This is a genomic window from Paraburkholderia fungorum, assembly GCF_046026025.1.
GTDB classification, from domain to species: Bacteria; Pseudomonadota; Gammaproteobacteria; order Burkholderiales; family Burkholderiaceae; genus Paraburkholderia; species Paraburkholderia fungorum_E.
Genome location: NZ_JAQQFL010000009.1, coordinates 180,899 through 200,098, shown reverse-complemented (window position 1 = coordinate 200,098; position 19,200 = coordinate 180,899). Strand labels below are relative to the sequence as shown.

The window sequence follows — 19,200 nt, the reverse complement described above, 5'->3', positions numbered from 1 at the left end:
TCAATGGTCAAAAAGATCGACGTTGATCGCCACTGAAAAACGTAGCGGTGCCGGGCGTCGCGCCGCGCCGGCAAGCTGTACTACGAGACACCGATGGGCAGCACTTGCCCGATGCCCGCCCGTGGACGCCGCGTGCCATGAACGCGCCGTGATTATTGTGCGTGATCCATCGGCGTAACGCTGACGGCGTCGATACCTGTGTCGATCCTTTGCACGCGAATGCAGACACCTATCAAGCTATGCCGCCTGGCGCTTCGCCTAACTACGATGAGCAAGCATATCGTCGACGATTGGGACAACGGCGAGAGTAAGAAGGATGATCGCAAGAGGAACGGTCGACACAAACCCCAGGTGTCTAAAGCCTACCGCGCCAGTAAGTCCGCCCATCAGGAACGACAGTAACAGCGATCCGAGAAGTCCTAGTTTCTGTCGATCTCCGCGGACCAAATTGCCGGGCATTGCCCCGACATTCCAATAAAACAGCTTGCCAAGCTCGATGCCAATATCTGTCACAAGACCGGTGACATGCGTCGTCCGAATCTCCGCCTTTGAAATCTTTGTGATCATAGCGTTCTGCAGTCCCATCACGTAGCAGAGAAGACAGACGGTAGCCGGCACGAACAGCACGTGGTGCGTTTCCAGATTCGAGCCGAGAAAGCCGAAGATGAGAAGCAGCGACGCTTCGAGCATCAACGGCATCGCATATTGGCTATGCAGGCGCCTACGACGCCCCCAGTTGATCAGGATCGCAGACGTGGCAGCCCCGACAAGGAACGACAGCAAGGAGCTCAATCCCGCCACGACCACATTGATGTCGCCAAGCGCGAGGTTATCGGCAAGCGCCGACACAATGCCGGACATGTGGGATGTGTACTGCCCCACAGCAAGGAATCCGCCAGCGTTGGCCGCACCGGCGACGAACGCGAGCGATCGCCCGAGGCGGCGATTCGTCGCGTCGCTGCGCTCAGGTTTCGTGAAACCGCGAAGATAGTTGATGGGCATGCTGATTACCCTCGGTATCGGCGACGTGGCCCAGAAAGGCTGCGCAGGAGTTAGTCGATCCTAACATGCGACGAATCTGATTCGTTCGGGGCTAGCTCCCTGCGTCGGCTCTGTCCAACTGGCGGTCGCCGCATGGTCGTGGACGGCAGACAGGAATGGGAATGTCGGGTCATGAATTGATAGCTGACTGCGTCCCTGAAATTCCGAACGTCACTTATTCCGAACGTCACTTTGTGGCCGTGCGTGCCGCACGCGGCTGATCACGGCTGCGTCCGAAACATGCTGTCCCGGGTCGTGAATCGTCGCCACCAGTAATTCAGTTTCTCGCATCCTTCCATTAGTAAAACGGCCTCAGGTGCCTGTGTGAAGCACGCGAGGATTGGGGCGGCGTACACATCGGCCAATGTCACGCTATCGCCGATCAGAAACCCTCGGTCGTCGGATAGCCGGGACAATTCAGCGCATGAGAAGGCGCGAGCGCGATAGGCTACGTTAGTGAAACGTGGGAGCCTCAATTTTCGGCGTGGCACTTCTACGACGGCATGCTGCAATATTTTTGACTATCTTGGCCAGAGCGTCGCTTCATGGCAGAAGTGGGAAGTTCGATGAAGGACCGAGTTCGACCGATGCTGTTGAAAAAGTCGCGGCCGGCTGTTTTGCCACCACGGACCACAAATTCGACCTCTCAGATCGCTCTACAAACCGCTCGCCGCCCTCGGTTAATGATAGAAAGACCATGAAAACCTCGTGTGATACTCAGTCGCCGACTTTTTCAAAAGTATCAACCCAGCCCCCGTCGCTCGGCTCACCGCAAGCGATACGACAGCTTCCGATCTGGAACGGCCAATCGAAGACATGCTCGAAGTTTTTCGTCGCATCAGTTGCCAGTAAAGCGCAATCGAAGGCAACGCTCTTTTCTCATTTACTTGGTCACGGGTTTGCGACCGCGCAAGGCCGGCCTAGCCGGCACGGTTCTCCCGTACTCGCTCCACCATGCCATCAGCGCCTCCATCGTAGCCCCCAGCCCGCGCGCCTTTGGCGTGATCTCGTACTCGACGCGCGGCGGGACTTCCGCGAACACCGTGCGCGACACCAGGCCGTCCGCCTCTAGCTCGCGAAGCTGCGCCGTCAGCATGTGCTGCGTGATGCCCGGAATCGCCTTGCGTAGCTCTCCGAAACGATAGACGCGTTGGTTGAGCAGCCACATTATTTCCAGCTTCCACTTGCCCGAGAGCAACGCGAATGCGCGGCGCATTTCGTCGTGCATGTTGATCTCGTCGTTGCCTTTAGTCTGGTTTTCCATACTAAGAGTCACTTTTTCATCCTACTTGCGATGTTCCATATTAGACGACATCCTCACGGCACATCGATTGAATTTCTCGCAAAGGAAGACTTCATGTTTGAGAACTATATGTATTGGATCAGCACGGCATTGTTATCGGTGTTGTATCTAGCCTCTGCCTGCATCTACGTGACCAAGCGAGTCTACGTTAAGCAGACTCAGACCGAGCTGGGCTATTCCGCTGCTCATCTCGTGCCGTTCATGATCGTTGTGAAGATCCTCGGGCCTACCGCGATTCTCTTACGGCTGAATGTTCCACTGAGTGACCTGGCCTATGCAGGCACCTTCTATCACCTGCTCTTGTCAGGTATGGCACATCTCGGTGTGCGTAACCCCAAGGGCGCCGTGCCGGCAGCTGTGGGCCTGGTGCTGTTGATCGCATCGTTCGTCACGCAGAACGACACCCGCGAGATTCCGTCGCCGTATGCGCCTAGCCCGACAAAACCAATTCACGAAACACTCAATTGAAGGCGAAAACAATGGACCGGCTCAACGGAAAAGTAGCCATCGTCACTGGTGCTGGCCGCGGTATTGGCCGCGCCACTGCAAAACTGTTCGCGGCGGAAGGCGCGAAAGTAGCCGTTCTTTCCCGCACCCCCACAAATGTGGACGCGGTCGTTGCTGACATTCACGCAGCGGGCGGCACGGCGCTCGGCGTACCGTGTGACGTCGGCAATGCAGACGAGATCAAGGCTGCGGTGGACAAGGTCATCGCCACCTACGGAGAGATCGACATTCTCGTCAACAATGCGTTCGATCCGTCCGCGCCGTTCTCGTCCATCATTGGTCTGTCGGTGGAGCAGTTGCAGCGTAATTTTGAAACGGGTCCGATTGCATACCTGAGAACGATGCAGGCGGCCTACCCGTACCTCAAGGCGAGCGGAGAGGGGCGCGTCATCAACTTCGGCTCAATGGCGGGCGTCATCGGCCTGGTGGGTTATGGGCCCTACAACATGGCCAAAGAGGCGGTGCGCGCCCTAACCCGAACCGCCGCGCGCGAATGGGCTGCCGACAAGATCACTGTGAACAACGTCCTGCCGGTGGCCGAAACATGGGACGCGGAAGCCAATGTCCCCCCACCGGCCAATCCTCTCGGCCGCTACGGATCGCCGGAAGACGACATTGCGCCGGTGGTCCTGTTCCTCGCTAGCAAGGATGCGCAATTCCTGACCGGATACAGCCTTACGCCTGACGGCGGCATGATTATCGACAGCGCGCGGTAAGCCGAAAAGGATGACCGCACTTCGTCTCTTGATCCCACCGCTCCATCCGCTCGCGGTCGCGTTCTTCGAAAGTCGATCTCTAAGGGGCTACGGTATAACGATAAACATTGGTCTCTCTTCGCCGAAACCCTAGCTTTTGATAGAGCCAGTCCGCGGCGACCCGAGGCGGACGCGAGGTCAGGTCGATACTTATTGCTCCGAGTTCGGTTGCGTGCCGGATGGCGGTTTGACATAGAGATACTCCGACACCAAGACCGCGAGCATCTGGATCGACGATTACATCTTCAATCCATGCTCGCATTCCCGTTGGAAGACGGGAGGAGATCAACGTGAGAGTCCCGACTATGGTTTGAACGTCTGATCTGACGGGCGGCCGTTCAAGGACGTTGAGAGGGAATCAGCGCCATTCCCTCAGCACGGTACCTGGTAGGTTACCTGACCGTTATTCACCGAGCACATCCGCTGCTGCGCTGGTTGAGAATTCTGCTGTTGTACCGCCTGCTGGAGCCGTTCGGCCTGAACCTTCGCGTTCTGTTCCCGGAGGAACGCCTCTCTGTTCGCTTCCACCTGCGGCACGACTCTGTGAGGATCGCCCACGCGAGTAAGGGCGTTCAGCGCGTCGCGGTTGTACTGCCAGGCCGCCTTCTCCAGCCATTCAATCTGCTTGGCCTTGTCCTTCGGCACGCCTACCCCCTCCGCATACATGGTAGACAGCGAAAATTGCGCGCGTTCGTTGCCTTGTTCGGCGGATTTCCGCATCCATGACGCGGCGGCGGCATAGTCTTTGGTTACGCCACCACTTCCGTAGTAGTAGTACCCGGCGACTTTTGCTTGTGCCAAAGCATCGCCGGCCTGCGCGGCTTTCAGGAAATAGACGAAGGCCCCGGCGAGGTCGTTCTGACCTACGAGGTGCGAGGCGTAAAGGTATTCGGCCATCACATTGCCAGATTCCGCGGCGGCTTTTTCGTGTGCAGCCACGTCGGCTTCACGCTCGGCCTGCGTCTTGAATGAGGGCACCGCGCATCCGCCCAGTGTGATCAAGGAAAGTATGACCGCGACACCGAACGCGAGACGGGGGAGGGACAAGAATTTCATCGGCGTGGTATTTCCGTTTTGAAATGGGATGCCAAGCCGGCGCCACTTGCGGGTGATGAAGCGCTTCACGACGACATGACGAAATAGTGTCACATAAAGGTGATGTGATGGCCTGACTGCGTACGTAAAGATACTAATCGGTCTACCATGTGTCAATCAGATATGTGTCGTGGCACAGGTAGCGCTCGAAAAACCGATTAATCAAGGGCGTCGGCTCACGGATCGAAAACCGCTATTTCTGCGGCAATCGTTGGGCACTGGGTGCTGCCTGACAAACTTCCGCAGTGCCTTCACCGGGCGTTTAGCGACAAATATCTATTTTCCCGGCTTTAAGGGCGAACTCGTTCGCTATGCCGACAGGATTGCCGATGCCGGGCCTCACAGGTGCTGGCCATCGAAGTATGGGACTTGTCGTAAAGTATCGACAGGAGTTTCTTTGCTCCGATCAGGAATCGGCAGGCGGCACATTTTATTTCAGGGATTCGAAATGAAATCAGGTGTATTGCTGTGTGTATTTATCGCGTTAGGCATGGCGACATCAAGTGCCTATGCGATCGATTGTCGAAAGGCGGCGTCCTCGGTCGAGCGTCTCATCTGTGCGCATAAGGACCTGCAGAATGCCGATGCCGCAATGGGCGAGGCGTACGCGAAAATCCTTGCCAAAGCCGGAAGCGACACGGAAATCCGGGTCATGCTGGTCCGCAATCAAAAGCGCTGGATTAGCGCGCGCGACAAAGGATTCGACGGCACGATGGATTTCCCCGGCGCGCCGGATAAAGGCGCTCTGGCGCAATCTCTGCTTCAAGCCATGCGATCTCGGACCGCGGAGCTGACGGAAACGTCGCATGCCAATCCGGCTTTGCCTCACCTGATCGAACTGGCGTCGGCGCAGCGAAAGTTCCTCGGTCAATTTACGGGCGGGGCCTTTGCGGGTTTCGATATGAGCTGCGATTTCCTGCCTGGTGGCGGCACGCTCTCCTATGGATGCTTTGGCGTGCGCCGCTATCAGAATCTGGATCGGGTGTGCATGGTGCAGGACGATTGGGCGAGCGGGCATGTCTCGCAGGTGCAGTCGGTTGCGAACGTCGTGCGAGGCAAGCTCGAAGAAGTCGCCGTATGTGGCGATGGCGAGGCCGATGCCGGTCAATGTCCCGATGCGGGTAATCCTGCCGATCCCACCGCGCAGTGGAATCGGCATCCTGCCCAGTCGCCGGGGCGTACCGCTTCGTCGCAAAACTGGCCACAACTGGACACGGACGCTGATGCCGGCGTCGCCCTCGACTGGTTGCGCGTGTGCCTCACCGACAGCCACTATCCCCCGGCGCAAGTCGCGAAGCAAAGCGGCAAATGACGCGAGGCACGCCTGCGGTGAATTGACTAGGGCGCGAGCGTCGACGCCCTCGACCTGAGTCCTTAATGAGGAGAATCATGTTGACAGAGAATCCATACGCCGACAAAGCGGACGCGCAACCGCACGAGCGGGAACATCCGGCCATGACCGCGATGTTGCGCACCATCGCGGCAATGCAGGCCGACGATCCGCTGATCGGCGCGAAGGTCGCGGGTCAGGAAGTGTTTCACCGGCTCATGGAGATGCTGAAGACCGAGCGGGGTGTGAACGTCGAATCGCTGTTCACGGGGCTCGGCGCGCTCGCCGGCTTCTCCTGCCAGATGGGTATTCGCGCGGCGTATGACCAGCGCAACGAACCGCTGCCGTTTCACTTCATGAAGAACGGGCAGGGGCGAGTTTTCTATTTCGGCGACGAGCTCAACGCGCCGCTGGCGGAGAGTTCGTACTCGATCTGGTCGCTGGGAGTGGGACAGGTGCAGCATCTGGGCGGCGAGCTTCCGGAGCTCGACGAAATTTTCGTGCATGTGACGAAAACCTGCGCCAGTGGCGGATTCGGTGTTCCTCGTTATCCTGGTGAGCGCGCGGGGAACTTGCCGGTCGAGTTCGTTCAGACCTTCTGGCCGATACTGCAACCGAATGTCGGCAAGTATTGCGGCAACCGTTTCGACGACTGGCATATCGCTTATGGACTCGCAATACAGCGGGCCATGGAAATGGCGAAGGAGGCGATCACGCCCGGCAACGCGTTGAAGATCGTGATGGAGTCCGCGATTCCGATGTCGAAGCTCGACGTGCGCGAAGTCGGTCTTTGACGCTCGAAGAGGAAGCCTCATCATGAAGTCGTTGGACGCAAGATTATTGTCGTTGAGCGTCGCGACGCTGTTCGCGTCGTCGGTCCAGGCGAGCGGCCACATACCGCCGATGCCCATGCCTACGCAATCGTTCGCCAGTTTCGACGCGTGCGTGGAGAAACTGCGCCAGATGTACGCGGAACACATGACCGGCGCGAAAGACGGTCCTCAACCGTTCAAAGACAGTGCTACGCGCGAGAAGAAGGTCGATACCGAGGGCGTCGCGAGCAACGGGCGCGACGAAGCGCACTACAACGTCGAGGTGGGCTGGGAGATTCGCGCGCCGGGCGGCGATGCGATCGGCAATCGCTGGATCATGACGAACTATACGTACGAGCGCTTCGCGTGGACCTGCAGTGGCGCCACGCTGAGCGGCACCAGGGAAGGCGGCTTCGCGTCGCCTGGATTCCAGCCGGTACCGCAAGGAATGTGAGTGCCTGCCATTCGAGGTTATGAACCGAATCAACCGGAAACAGAAAATGATCAGGAGAATCACGAAGGTCGCGCTGGCTGTGTGGTCGTCGGCGTCCCTACCTGATCGACCGCCTGGAAGACAGTGCCCGCATCACCGTTGATCTGACCGATCTGCACGGGCAAGCTTGTTGATGGCTCCTGGCGTAATCAGCGCTCAGCTCTGCTCAAGCCGGATAGGTTGCCCGAGAAGAGCTGCAAGGCTCACCAACAGGTCGCTGATGTCAGTTTCCCGAGCGCGCCGCCATACATTCGCTAAGCCGTGCATAAGCCTTTTGCTGCTCAACCAGCTGGGCCCGGAACACCTCTTTGCCAGCGAACGAAACCGAAAGGTCGTTCATGTCTGCCTTGTCCTTGAGCACCGACATGATCTGGACGGCGACCATGAACGTGCCGTGAGGCGCATTGCCGATGGTGGTCTGCAGGGCGGGCCAGTTGAGCGCACCGCCATTCCCATGAACAGCAAGCATCACGCGCTGCGTTGAGTTATCGGTCCTGGGAATGCTCGGGCTGTCGAACCACAACGTCCCCTTCCCGGTCTTTGCCATCTCTGGGTCCACCGGGCCGTGAATTGAATATGTTCCGTTGGTGGTCACGAAACTGACGGAACATTGGTAGCCGTCATTCCGGGCGTCGTGCATCAGGACCCAGAGGCCACTGTCTCCCGTGTAGAAAGGCTCATTGACCATCGCTTCATCATTGCTCGCGCCATAGGCCGGCGTCCAGGCTGCAGCCCAATGAGCAGCCAGGATCGCCGTCAGAGCCGTCAACACAATCCGTATTTTCGACATCGGCAGCACCTTCGATCAAAGAAATTCACGACGCCGGCCAGCGAAATGCCCCACACCACGCAGTGGCTGAGCGCTTCACCATCGACACGTCGCGAGACGGAATGCGGCCACAATCCAGGCTCCAGGAGAGAAGATCCCGATGGATGGGGGTGACGCCAGAATCTTCGGGGCGCCATCCCACCCATTGTCCGTCAGACGCTATCTCCACAACTCGTGCGACCTGGGTGCGACAGCACATCCCCCGACTAAACTGACCCTACGGGCACGGCACAAGGCCAACCGTCGATCCAAAGGTCTGTGAGCACATGTGCTGCTGATCGGGTTGCGGCCGCTGCGGAGTTTGTCTCTTGAATCGCGCGAAGTTCCGGTCATTATCTTCAATCGACTGCGCATTCTTGTCCCACAGCGCCCTCGCTTCAGCGGGATGCGCAGTAGCCCACTTCGACGCTTGTTCCTGCTGTTGCTGGAGCTGAAGGTGATAGAGCTTCACTTCTTCCGGGGTCATTGTGTATCTATTCTGGGCGGGTGAGCAGCCCACGACCGCCAATGCCAGCAGGATGACTGCCACCGCCTTGCGCTTTCTCAAAGACATACACTTACTCCCATAGCGTCATCGTTATTTGCATGCCTCTCACGAGCGCGCCGGATATCGATCTCGCGCTCCGCGCCAGCAATCACCAAGCTAGATACCAAATGATATAGATCGGTATATCTCCAGGTCAAGTCCGAACTCCGTCCATGATTGATTTGCTGTCCTTTGCCCCTGTCGCCCATTCAATCACGATGACGGAGGGTGTCCGCGCCGAGCGAGTTTTGAGTGGAGACGCGACGTGCATAGGATTTTCATCGTCATTACGCTTTCGCTTTCAAATGGTTGAGATTTCCGATCTGCAACAGGTCGGAATGATATAGATCGTTCTGCTTTGCTGGAAATCGACAGCTTCCGAGCCTAACGTTTCAAGCACCTATCATCCGTAGCAGGCATCAGTGCTAAACTGGCGCCCAATATCGCGGGAGTATCCGAAATGCGCGAAAGCAAGCGCCAGCAGGTGGTCGACAAGGCCACCGAACTGTTTTCGAAGCATGGCTTTCATCCGGTCGGCGTCGACTGGATCATCGACGACTCGGGCGTCGCAAGAATGACCCTGTACCGTCATTTCGCCGGCAAGGACGACCTCGTACGCGAGGTGCTGGAGCAGCGGTATCACTTCATCATCGATAGTCTTGAGAAGCGTGTCCAGGCAACGGGAAATCCAGTCCAGCAGGTCAAGGCGGTTTTCGACTGGTACGAAGCGTGGTTCCAGACGCCTGAGTTTGCCGGTTGCCTGTTCGAGCGAGCCCTTGCCGAATTTGGTACCGCCTATCCGAAAGTTTCAGAGGTGGCGATTCGCTATCGTGAAAAAATGGTGGGCTGGATCGGAACGATGCTAAGAGAGTACATGCCGCCTGCCAGCGCTCAACAACTCGCCAGCGTCTGCATGATGCTGCTCGACGGCGCAACGGTAGAGGCACGGGCATTCAATGACCCGTCCTCGGCATTGCGCGCATGGGGGGCTGTTGAAGTGATGCTGCGGGATTTCAACATCGAACCGGGTGCCGGCAGCCGCGCCAGCACCGCAAGTTGATCGTCGCAATTTTCATCGGACGTTCACTCGACAAGGTTGGCGCGACTGCCGGTCCCACTCGACACGAAGAACGTGCGCCCGGCTGAGATCCATGCCGAAGTGCTCCGTGCGGACCAGTCGATAACAGTTAACTGCCCGACATCAGAAGCAGCTCCGTGCGCCGCGTGAGGAAGGTCGGGATCGCCCCTCCTTTGCCGATCGCGAGTATGACGATGTTCGTTTTTCGCATAATCCGGGACAAAAAAAACGACCCATGAGGTCGGCTAAAGATTCTGGCGATTCCGAAGGCACTGCCAGAACCTGAAACAACCAGATTGTGCGCCTATGTGTATGGTCTGCTGATCCCCGGCGCGTTGGCCGCCAGCACCGCAATTCTGCTTCTTCCTGCGTCAGCCAATGCTACCACTCCGGTCTGCGACTTGTTGACTGGAGTTGGGATCAGAAGCATTCGTCCATGGTTTGAAGCGTTGATCGCCAAACAGCGTAGCAAGCTTCCGTTGTTACGGAAGCGGTTTCCTGCGACATTCGCAGGAGCTTGATCCGTTCGCCGATCGACTCCTCGAACAGCAGGGGCTAACGCGCGGCGGCTCACCTGACGAGCGCAATTGGTTGTCGGCGTTGGCTTTCCGGTTCTGTCTCCTAACCGCTCGCATCTTTGAATCGATCACGCTACTTCCCACCCGGTTTACCGGAATCGGCTGCCGATTCGCTCACGAGGGACCCGTCATTTGTATATCCGACCGACGACCCGCAGTCGCAAGTGCGGAACCCCAAATTGAACGAAGAAAAAGCTTCCATGAGTCTGATAAAGAGAAAATGCAATCTGTCAGACCACAGGAAAAAATAAGTCATCAAAGCGTTTCATGGTCTTGTCCGTCACTTGTTGAACAACCCTAAACGATTATTGACCCCAGGTACATCCATAAGAACACGACGGGTTTTTTCACGTGCGGCGACAACGCGCCCGTCGAAGAAAAGAACAGAACCTCAATCGGCCCTTCGCCGCGATGAAATCGCCGAGGCCGTCGAAATCACGAGGTCGGCAAAGCGGCGCTCATCGCGATCCGCCTGCCACCGCGGCCGCGCCACGGCGATGTTGACCGCCCCCACCCCACGCCCTTTCGCATTGGTAATCGCCGCGGCGGTCGAGATGTCGCTGACGAAGTATTCGTCTTCCGCATGTGCGTAGCCTTGCTTGCGAATCTGGGTGATGCGCTCCTTGATTTTGCGCGGCTGGTAAACCGTGGCGGCCGTGTACGCAACGAGATTCGTACGGGCAAGAATATCGTCGACCTCGCCGTCGTCGAAGGTCGCGAGAATAGCCAGTCCCGGCGCCGTGCAATAAGCCGGCAAACGCGAGCCGGTGATGACATGCGCATTGAAGACGTTGCGGCTGACAATTCGCAGCACGAAAATAATATCGGTGTCGTCCAGGACCGTGAGGTTGGTGGCCTCCTCGGTCTCAGATCCGAGTTGCTGCAAATAGGGCGTGGCGCGGCTGACCAGATCGTTCGAAGTCAGATAGTGGTACGTGAAATCGAGCAGCTTCGGTGACAGCTCATACTTGCGGCTTTCGGGATCCTTGAACAGATAGCCGAGCGCCGCGAGTGTGAACGTAAAGCGCTGGGTCGCACTCATGTCGAAGCCGGTGAGCGCCGCGATCTCCGAGAGCGATAACTGCCGCTTGCTGCCGTCGAAAGCCGTGAGCACGGTCATCGCTTTCTCAACCGACTGCACGTACAGCGACGACGCTGTCGGATCAGCGGGCGCTTGCGGCACGGAAGCCGAGTCGCTCTTTTTCTTGCGGGGAGTTTGGGGCGGCACAGTGGTCACGATGAAAACCTGTTGTTCTAACAGGCTCCAATTATCGCATGAAGATATTAACCTATCTATAGGCAATAACTTGCGTCACGCGACCACACTCGTCGATCGGTCCCAGGCATCGCTGACATCGCGTTTGAGCAGGTGCTTTTTAACCCGCTCGCTGGGTGTCAGTTCGAAGTGCGTCACCGCCCGATAATAACGGGGCAACTGGAAGCTCGCGAGACGCTCCGCCGCCCACGCATGCACGGACTCCCAGTCAACGGCGACGTCCTTGAACTGGACGTTGAGCAGAATGTCCTGCTCGCCGATCGCCGAGACAACGCCGATCGCCGCGCTCGCCCGGATGGCCGGGTGCTGCGCGAATACGCGTTCGATCTCCCACGCCGATACATTCTCACCGCGCACGCGCATGCTATCCGTGCGCCTGCCGACGAAGAACAGATCGCCGTCGGCATCACGCCGCGCACTGTCGCCGGTGTGCAGCTTACCGTTACGCAGCGCGGAGCGGGTTGCGTCTTCGTTCTTCAGGTAGGTCGGCAAGAATGTGCCTTCCACGTGGCTCGACAGTACGATTTCGCCCGCTTCGCCGTCCGCGACCGGGTTGCCGTTCTCGTCGAGCAGCGCCACCTCGATCCATGGCAGCGCCCTGCCGATCGAGCCGGGTTTGCCGCTTGCATTGAGCGTGGCGAAACTCGAACACTCGGTCATGCCGTAGCACTCGCGCAGCCGAACCTGCAGACGCGACTCGATCGCCGTCCACGCCGAGGCGCCGACACCCGCGCCCCATGCTACGCGAAGCGTGTGCGTATCCGGTTGAGCGTCGTCCGGAAGCTGCATCAGGATGTCGAGCACCCCGCCGAGATAGTGCAATTGCGTCGCCCGTGAGCGGGCAATCTGCGCCCAGAACTGGGTTGCGGAGAAACGCGGCACGACGTGCAACTCGAGCACTTCGAGAAAGGGCAGCAACAGCATCTGCGCGCCGCCGATATGGCACAGCGGCTCCCACAAGAACAGTCTGTCGCCCGCACGGACCTCCGCGACCTGCAAGGCTGCCTCACTCGCGATCCGCATCATTCGATGCGTAAAGACAACGCCCTTGGGCGCGCCTGTCGTGCCGGACGTATAGATCACGCACAACGGGTCGGCCGGATCGATAGAAGGAGTGAAGACCGTTGCGCCGGTATCGTCGGGATCGAAAGCCGGCAGCTCGACCCGGCGCGCGTTGCCGCACTCGATACTATCGGTCACCTCGTCGAACGCGGGTTCCGAGACGAACAGTTTCGGCTCCGCGTGCTCGATCAGATACTCGAGCCCTGCGCGGCGCAGCTTCGTATTGACGGGCACCCACACCAGGCCGCTGAGAATCAGCGCATAGATGAGGTGAATATGCTCGGCGCTGTTGCCGAGCATCACGGCGACGCGGTCCCCCGCCACCAGCTTCTGGTCCGCGAACCAGCGCTGCAATTGGGCGATGCGTTGCGCGGCTTCGGCGCGCGTCACCGCGTGTTCGTCGAAATGGAGCACGGCGCCCGGCGCGTTGCTGCGCAAACCGGCGGCGATCAGCGGCGCGCAATCCAGCGCATCGTGCGGATGACGTTGGGGGAAGTATTCGGAATAGCTGTGCATGGTCAAATAGAGTGGAAACCGTACCGTTAGCGCGTTGCGTGCCGCAGCCGGGAGGAAATGAAAACCACCAGAGCGATCAGAACGATGAGCGTCGTCGATACCGCTGCGAGTGTCGGTGTAATGGCAAGCTGGATGTCGTCCCACATCTGTTTGGGCAGCGTGGTGTTGATACCACCGCTAACGAAAATCGCAATCGTCAGATCGTCGAATGAAACGATGAAGGCGAACAGGAAGGCCGCCGTCACGCTCGCCATCAGCAATGGCAGCACGATCGTCGCAATGCGTCTTGCGGGCGACGCGCCCATGACCCTCGCGGCGTCGTCGAGACGCCAGTCGAACTGGCGAAAACCGGCCGCAAGCGTCACAACGACGTAAGGAATCGCCAGCACGGTGTGTCCAATCACGAGGCCGAGATTGGTGCCCGTCAGGCCGAGATTAGCAAACAGATACAGCAAGCCGACCGCAACCACGATACGCGGCACGATCAGTGGCGCCACCAGCAGCGCGAACAGCGGCTTGCTCGCGCGTTGCGACATACGGGTCAGCGCAAGCGTCGCGCCGAAACCCAGCGCAAGCGAGAGTATCGCCGTGCCGAGACCTACCTCGAACGAACGAAGAAGCGCGCTCTGCCATACCGGCGACTGCAGGAATGTGCCGAACCATCTGAAGCTGAACAGCTTCGGCGGGAACGCAATGAAGTCGCTGCGCGTGAAGGCATACGGGATGACCGACAGGACCGGTGCAACCAGGACCATCAGTACTGCGACGGTATAAATACGCAGCGGGCCCACGCCCCCACCGTCGTTCGCCGGACGCATCATGCGCCGTTTGACGAGCGGCGCCGTCAAACGGCCCGCCGCCATCAGCATCGCCAGCTTCAGGCCTTGTGCGCGAGAGCCGCGGCGCTTGTCCTGCACTTCACCCGTCAGCGAGGAGAGTCCGACCAACCGGTCGTAGACGAGGAAGATCGCAATCGAGCACAGCAGCAGCACCGTGGACAATGCGCCGGCAAAGCGCATATCGAACAGTTCGAGCACCGACGAAATCACCAGTTGCGCGATCATCGTTTCCTTCGGCGAACCCAGCAGCGCGGGAACGATAAAGAAACCGAGGCTCGAAATGAACACGAGCAACCCCGCGGCGGCGACACCCGGCGAAGAAAGCGGCAGAAACACGGTGAAGAAGCTCATGCCGCGCTCGGCACCCAGTGTCTCGGCAGCCTGCGCGAGACGATCGTCGATGCCACGCATGACGGGCAACATGGTCATCACCGCGAGTGGCAGCATTGCGTGAACCATGCCGATCAATACGCCGGTGAGCGACGGAATCGTGCCGCTGGTTTCGCTGACGAGACCCAGCGCGAGCGCGATGGTGGACAGCACGCCGGTCTTCGACAGTAACAGCATCCACGCATAGGTTTTTACCAGGTAACTGGTCCAGAACGGCAGCATGATCCAGAGCAGCCAGCGCTCACGCGCGCGCGGTGACAAGCGGCTCAGCAGATACGCGACCGGATAGCCGAGCAGGATCGAAATAGCCGCCGTGAGGAACGAGATCGAAAACGTGATCCACAGCACCTTCGCATAGACCGGCGTGCGTGCAATCCGCTCGAACTGGCCGAGGCCGAACGTGCCGTCCGCGTTAAAGAGGCCCCCTTGCAGTATCTCGCCGACCGGCACGATGAAAAAGAACAGCAGAAACAGCAGCGTCGGGACGATCGGCAGGAAGCGAACCACGTTCGTGAGCCATCCGAACCGACGTGGGCGCGCGGCCTCGTGGGACGGCTGCGCCTCAAGGGCAATAGTCATGATCTTTCCTTGGCGGTCGTCACGCGTGCAGCAGCGTGGTGCGATGCGGGTCCCACACCAGACCGACCGTATCGCCGACGCACGGCGACAGACCGCGCTCGCATCGCACGCTCAGGTGGCTGCCGTCGGACAGGGTCAGTTGTACGCGGGTATCGCTGCCGAAGAACACGATGTCCGAGATCGTGCCGTCGAGGAAACCGCGCTTCGGCTCGACCAGACGCGGTGCTTCAGGGCGCAGCAGCAGACAGTGTTTTGCACCAGGCGAGCCCGCTACAGCCGCCCCGCCTTGCGGCAACGGCACGCGGCCGCCCGCCGTCAGCAGAATCGGTTCGCCACCCGGGCCTCGTTCGTGATCGAGCGCGCCTTCGAGCAGATTCGAATGTCCGATGAAACCGGCCGCGAAGCGCGTGGCCGGCCGGTCGTACAGATCGACGGGCGTGCCCACCTGCTCGATGCGAGCCTGATTCATCAGGCAGATGCGATCGGAGAGCGTCAACGCTTCGTCCTGATCGTGTGTCACGTAGACGAAGGTCGCGCCGAGTTCCTTGTGCAAACGGCGAATCTCGGACTGCATGTGCTCACGCAATTTCTTGTCGAGCGCACCGAGCGGCTCATCGAGCAAAATCACGGAGGGCCGGTAGGCGAAGCAGCGCGCCAGCGCGATACGCTGCTGCTGGCCGCCCGACAGCTCTTTCGGGTAGCGCTTCGCGTAATCGCCCATGCGTACCATCGTCAGCGCGTCGTCGACGGCCCGCCTGACGTCCTCACGCGACTTGCGGCGCATGCGCAAACCGTACGCCACGTTATCCCACACGCTCATATGCGGAAACAGCGCATAGCTCTGGAACACCATGCCGATGCCGCGTTTGCCGGGTTCCACATGCGTCACGTCACGACCGTCGATTTCGATGCGCCCGGCCGTCGGCGCGACGAGACCGGAGATCATCTGCAACAGCGTGGTCTTGCCCGATCCGGAGGGACCCAGCAAGGTGAGAAATTCGCCGGCCTGCACCGTCAGATCGGTCGCTTGCAACGCAACGGTGTCACCGTAACTTTTCGCAATCCCGATCGTTTCAAGTTTCGCACTCATCGCGCCACTCCTCAGGAAATGATCCAGGTGTTGAAGCGCTCGGTCACTTTCTGACGGTTATCGGCCCACCATTGCGGACTCGGCAGGCGCATGTCCCGGAGATTGTCCGGTGCGGTCGGCAGAATCGCCGCGCGCGCGGCCGGGATCGCGTCGAACGACTTACGGTTGGTCGGACCGTAGGCAAGCGTGCCGGTGAGCAAGGCCTGGCGCTGCGCATCGCCACAGAAGCGCACGAACTGCCGGGCGAAGTCGGCGCGCGGCGTGCCTTTCGGAATGCCCCACCCCTCAATCGAATAGAGCCCCTGGTTCCATACGATCGTGACCGGTGCGCCGCCGTCGCGCGCGGCCTGGGCCCGGCCGTTCCACGCCGAGATCATGTCGACATCGCCACTCTGGATCGCCTGCATGGCCTGAGCGCCGGACGTCCACCAGATGTTCACGTGCGGCTTGATCCGGTCGAGACTGCGGAATGCGCGATCGACATCGAGCGGATAAAGCTTGTCGAGCGACACCCCGTCGGCCAGCAGCGCCTGCTCGAGCGTGTCCAGCGGACTGCGGCGCAGACAGCGCCGGCCCGGAAAGCGTTTGACGTCCCAGAAGTCCGCCCAGGATTTCGGACCGTTTGGCCCGAACTTGTCCTGCCGGTACGCGAGCACGGTGGCATAGACGTCGACGCCGAGCCAGTTCGGCGTCACCGCTTCGGGCATCACATCGGGGAAGTCGCTGGCTTTCAGACCGATCGGTTCGAGAAACCCTTTGGATTCCAGGTACGGAATGTCCGCCGAGAGCGTGAGCGTGGTGACGTCCCACACATAATTTTTTGTCTGCACCATCGCCGCAAGCTGCGCGACCGGTTGCGATTCCCGCGCAACGCTTACCACCTTGATGCCGGTGGCTTTTTCGAACGGATCGTAAAACGCCTGGCGATATGCGGTGGTGTACGGGCCACCGGGATCGGAAACGACGATCTGTTTCGACTGCGCGCCGGCCAGCACCGGCATGGCGCCCGCGAGTGCAGCACTACCGACGCCTTGCAGAAAGCGGCGCCGGGTCAGGTTGAAGTCTTGCGTCATGCTCAGGTCTCCCGCACAGAATGAAAAGAAACGGTCGCGGCTTGCTTTGGTTTGGTTTGGTTTGGTTTGGTTTGCTTTGGTTTGCTCTACTTCGCGCGTTCGCGGAAGAACGCTTCCATCATTCGCGCCGGCTCACCGGAGTCGTAGGCTTCGCGCTGGATACGCGCGCCCGCCTCGATCGCGTCGCGAAAGCTCGGCTCCGTCATTTCACGGAAACGCTGCTTGTCGAGACGCATCGCGACCGGTGGTTTTGCCGCCAGTTCTGTGGCGATTTCGAGGGCCTTGGCGAACACCTGATCCGCCGGAACGATGTGATGAATCAGCCCGATGCGGTGACATTCCTCGGCGTCCATCAGGCGGCCGGTCAGCGTCAATTCGATGGTGCGGGACATGCCGAGCATCTCGCTCATGATCCACGGGCCGGTCGTACTGGCAATCCCCGCGTTGATTTCCGGCTGCCCCATGCGCACGCCCGGATGGCCGACGCGGATGTCACCCAGCAAGGCAACCTGAAACGCGGAGCCGGCCGCCGTACCGTTCAAGGCCATGACGAGCGGTTTGCTCAAACCGCGCAGGACCGTGTAATAGCGCTCCCACTCCTTGACCCATGCGACCGCCCGTTCGCCGTCGAAGTCATGCGCCTCCGACAGATCCTGCCCTGCGGAGAACGCACGGTCGCCCGCTCCCGTCATGACGATCGCGGCAACACCGTCATCCGCGTCGAAGCGCGCCAGGGCGTCGATGATCATCTCGCGCATCGTGGTCGTCCATGCATTCAGGCGCGCCGGGCGGTTCAACGTGATGACGGCGACGCGCCCATGGTGTGAAACAAGGATGTCTTCGTTCATTTGTTATCTCATAGAGATAGTTGATGGTGTATTGCAATATACTTTTGCCAAAATACACATGCAAGGTGAAACTTTCTGGGGTTTACGCGAGGGGGACGTGCCGCGGATCGGCGCACGGAGGCGAAACAGATGAGGGGGAGGAAGAAAGAAACTGCCGGGTGGCCGCGACCTATACTGTCGGCGAGCCAGGCCCGTTTTTTGTTTGGCGAATCAGAAGGCTTAAGTTATCGTCACGCCTTTGCACAGCATCGCGCCGGCTGAGCCATGCGAGCGCCGTGCGCCCTTCTTCGAACGCATCTTTCAAGGTCCATGAGCAAAGCCCTGCCGCCGTCTTCCGCCGTTCCTGACAACGCCGAACCGGCCTCGGACAAACCGGGCGACTCGTATGTGCAGTCGTTCGCGCGAGGCCTCTCGGTGATCCGCGCGTTCGATGCCAGCCGCCCCGAGCAGACCCTCACCGACGTCGCCGCCGCCACCGGCCTGACACGCGCTGGGGCACGCCGCATTCTGCTGACCCTGCAGACGCTCGGCTACGTGGAGGCCGAGGGCCGTCTGTTCCGCCTCACGCCGAAGATTCTCGACCTCGGTTTCGCGTATCTGACCTCGATGCCGTTCTGGAATCTCGCCGAACCGGTGATGGAAAACCTCTCGGCGCAGGTTCACGAGAGTTGCTCGGCGGCCGTGCTCGATCGCACCGAAATCGTCTACGTGCTGCGCGTGCCGACTCACAAGATCATGACCATCAACCTGTCGATCGGCAGCCGCTTGCCGGCGTATTGCACGTCGATGGGCCGTGTGCTGCTATCCGCGCTCGACGACGACGCGCTCGATGCGACCCTGAGTTCGGCGCCGCTCTACGCGCACACGCCGCGCACGGTGACCGACAAGGAAGAATTGAAAAAGCTGATCGCGCAGGTGCGACGCCAGGGTTGGGCAATCGTCGATCAGGAACTGGAAGGCGGTCTGATTTCGTTGTCCGCGCCGATTCGCAACCGCCAGGGGCGTGTGATCGCGGCGATGAATATCAGCGGCAACGCTCAGCGCAATTCGGCCAGGCAGATGGTGAAGGCGTTTCTGGAGCCGTTGCAGCAGGCCGCGCAAACCGTCTCGGAGATGGTCGCGCGGCGCGGCTGAATGATAGGCCAATGAGAGGCCAGTGATAGGCCGGCGAGATGCCAAA

At 59.7% G+C, this 19,200-nt stretch carries 20 protein-coding genes; 7 read left to right on the top strand and 13 right to left on the bottom strand.

What is annotated here, in order from left to right:
- Window positions 1-258 precede the first annotated feature (258 nt).
- The 3 genes from PQR67_RS13040 to PQR67_RS13030 form a co-directional block, all read right to left on the bottom strand.
- Window positions 259-1,002, bottom strand: a complete 744-nt coding sequence (locus tag PQR67_RS13040; protein WP_408459239.1) for a YoaK family protein — start codon at window positions 1,000-1,002, stop codon at window positions 259-261.
- 260 nt (window positions 1,003-1,262) lie between these two features.
- Window positions 1,263-1,532: a glutathione S-transferase family protein gene (locus PQR67_RS13035; RefSeq protein WP_408459350.1), complete on the bottom strand. Its 270-nt coding sequence runs from the start codon at window positions 1,530-1,532 to the stop codon at window positions 1,263-1,265.
- 392 nt (window positions 1,533-1,924) lie between these two features.
- Window positions 1,925-2,305 (bottom strand): winged helix-turn-helix transcriptional regulator, encoded by a 381-nt coding sequence (locus tag PQR67_RS13030; RefSeq protein ID WP_408459347.1) that lies wholly within the window; start codon window positions 2,303-2,305, stop codon window positions 1,925-1,927.
- Window positions 2,306-2,398: 93 nt separating this feature from the next.
- Between PQR67_RS13030 and PQR67_RS13025 the strand changes: the two genes are divergently transcribed.
- Window positions 2,399-2,812, top strand: coding sequence for a DoxX family protein (locus PQR67_RS13025; RefSeq protein WP_408459236.1), 414 nt, complete (start codon window positions 2,399-2,401; stop codon window positions 2,810-2,812).
- Between the two features lie 11 nt (window positions 2,813-2,823).
- The gene (locus tag PQR67_RS13020) at window positions 2,824-3,567 is read left to right on the top strand and encodes an SDR family NAD(P)-dependent oxidoreductase (RefSeq protein WP_408459233.1); all 744 of its coding nucleotides are present in this window, start codon (window positions 2,824-2,826) and stop codon (window positions 3,565-3,567) included.
- Between the two features lie 79 nt (window positions 3,568-3,646).
- Here the strand turns inward: PQR67_RS13020 and PQR67_RS13015 are convergent, their stop codons facing one another.
- On the bottom strand, window positions 3,647-3,913 hold the full coding sequence (locus tag PQR67_RS13015; RefSeq protein ID WP_408459344.1) for a GNAT family N-acetyltransferase: 267 nt from the start codon (window positions 3,911-3,913) through the stop codon (window positions 3,647-3,649).
- A gap of 65 nt (window positions 3,914-3,978) precedes the next feature.
- Window positions 3,979-4,731, bottom strand: coding sequence for a tetratricopeptide repeat protein (locus PQR67_RS13010; protein ID WP_408459230.1), 753 nt, complete (start codon window positions 4,729-4,731; stop codon window positions 3,979-3,981).
- 100 nt (window positions 4,732-4,831) lie between these two features.
- On the opposite strand from PQR67_RS13010, the gene PQR67_RS13005 reads away from it, so the two are divergent.
- The 3 genes from PQR67_RS13005 (at window position 4,832) to PQR67_RS12995 (ending at window position 7,297) form a co-directional block, all read left to right on the top strand.
- Window positions 4,832-6,013, top strand: a complete 1,182-nt coding sequence (locus PQR67_RS13005; RefSeq protein WP_408459227.1) for a lysozyme inhibitor LprI family protein — start codon at window positions 4,832-4,834, stop codon at window positions 6,011-6,013.
- 77 nt (window positions 6,014-6,090) lie between these two features.
- The gene (locus PQR67_RS13000) at window positions 6,091-6,825 is read left to right on the top strand and encodes a hypothetical protein (RefSeq protein WP_408459224.1); all 735 of its coding nucleotides are present in this window, start codon (window positions 6,091-6,093) and stop codon (window positions 6,823-6,825) included.
- Window positions 6,826-6,847: 22 nt separating this feature from the next.
- Window positions 6,848-7,297: a hypothetical protein gene (locus PQR67_RS12995; RefSeq protein WP_408459221.1), complete on the top strand. Its 450-nt coding sequence runs from the start codon at window positions 6,848-6,850 to the stop codon at window positions 7,295-7,297.
- Between the two features lie 262 nt (window positions 7,298-7,559).
- On the opposite strand, the gene PQR67_RS12990 is transcribed toward PQR67_RS12995, so the two are convergent.
- Entirely contained in the window at window positions 7,560-8,126 is a 567-nt protein-coding gene (locus tag PQR67_RS12990; protein ID WP_408459218.1) for a hypothetical protein, read from the bottom strand.
- Between the two features lie 256 nt (window positions 8,127-8,382).
- Window positions 8,383-8,718 carry a hypothetical protein gene (locus PQR67_RS12985; protein WP_408459215.1) on the bottom strand — a complete coding sequence of 112 codons (336 nt, stop codon included), beginning with the start codon at window positions 8,716-8,718 and terminating at the stop codon, window positions 8,383-8,385.
- A gap of 433 nt (window positions 8,719-9,151) precedes the next feature.
- Between PQR67_RS12985 and PQR67_RS12980 the strand changes: the two genes are divergently transcribed.
- On the top strand, window positions 9,152-9,751 hold the full coding sequence (locus PQR67_RS12980; RefSeq protein ID WP_408459212.1) for a TetR/AcrR family transcriptional regulator: 600 nt from the start codon (window positions 9,152-9,154) through the stop codon (window positions 9,749-9,751).
- A 987-nt stretch (window positions 9,752-10,738) separates the two neighbouring features.
- Here PQR67_RS12980 and PQR67_RS12975 read toward each other — a convergent pair.
- The 6 genes from PQR67_RS12975 to PQR67_RS12950 form a co-directional block, all read right to left on the bottom strand.
- Entirely contained in the window at window positions 10,739-11,575 is an 837-nt protein-coding gene (locus tag PQR67_RS12975; protein WP_408459341.1) for an IclR family transcriptional regulator, read from the bottom strand.
- Between the two features lie 84 nt (window positions 11,576-11,659).
- On the bottom strand, window positions 11,660-13,201 hold the full coding sequence (locus PQR67_RS12970; RefSeq protein WP_408459209.1) for an AMP-binding protein: 1,542 nt from the start codon (window positions 13,199-13,201) through the stop codon (window positions 11,660-11,662).
- A 26-nt stretch (window positions 13,202-13,227) separates the two neighbouring features.
- Window positions 13,228-15,009: an ABC transporter permease subunit gene (locus PQR67_RS12965; RefSeq protein WP_408459207.1), complete on the bottom strand. Its 1,782-nt coding sequence runs from the start codon at window positions 15,007-15,009 to the stop codon at window positions 13,228-13,230.
- Window positions 15,010-15,028: 19 nt separating this feature from the next.
- Complete coding sequence (locus PQR67_RS12960) at window positions 15,029-16,099, bottom strand: ABC transporter ATP-binding protein (RefSeq protein WP_408459204.1); 1,071 nt, start codon at window positions 16,097-16,099, stop codon at window positions 15,029-15,031.
- Between the two features lie 11 nt (window positions 16,100-16,110).
- On the bottom strand, window positions 16,111-17,172 hold the full coding sequence (locus PQR67_RS12955) for an ABC transporter substrate-binding protein (RefSeq protein WP_408459202.1): 1,062 nt from the start codon (window positions 17,170-17,172) through the stop codon (window positions 16,111-16,113).
- Window positions 17,173-17,258: 86 nt separating this feature from the next.
- Window positions 17,259-18,020, bottom strand: a complete 762-nt coding sequence (locus tag PQR67_RS12950; protein WP_408459199.1) for an enoyl-CoA hydratase/isomerase family protein — start codon at window positions 18,018-18,020, stop codon at window positions 17,259-17,261.
- Between the two features lie 309 nt (window positions 18,021-18,329).
- On the opposite strand from PQR67_RS12950, the gene PQR67_RS12945 reads away from it, so the two are divergent.
- On the top strand, window positions 18,330-19,154 hold the full coding sequence (locus tag PQR67_RS12945; RefSeq protein WP_408459196.1) for an IclR family transcriptional regulator: 825 nt from the start codon (window positions 18,330-18,332) through the stop codon (window positions 19,152-19,154).
- Window positions 19,155-19,200: the final 46 nt, after the last annotated feature.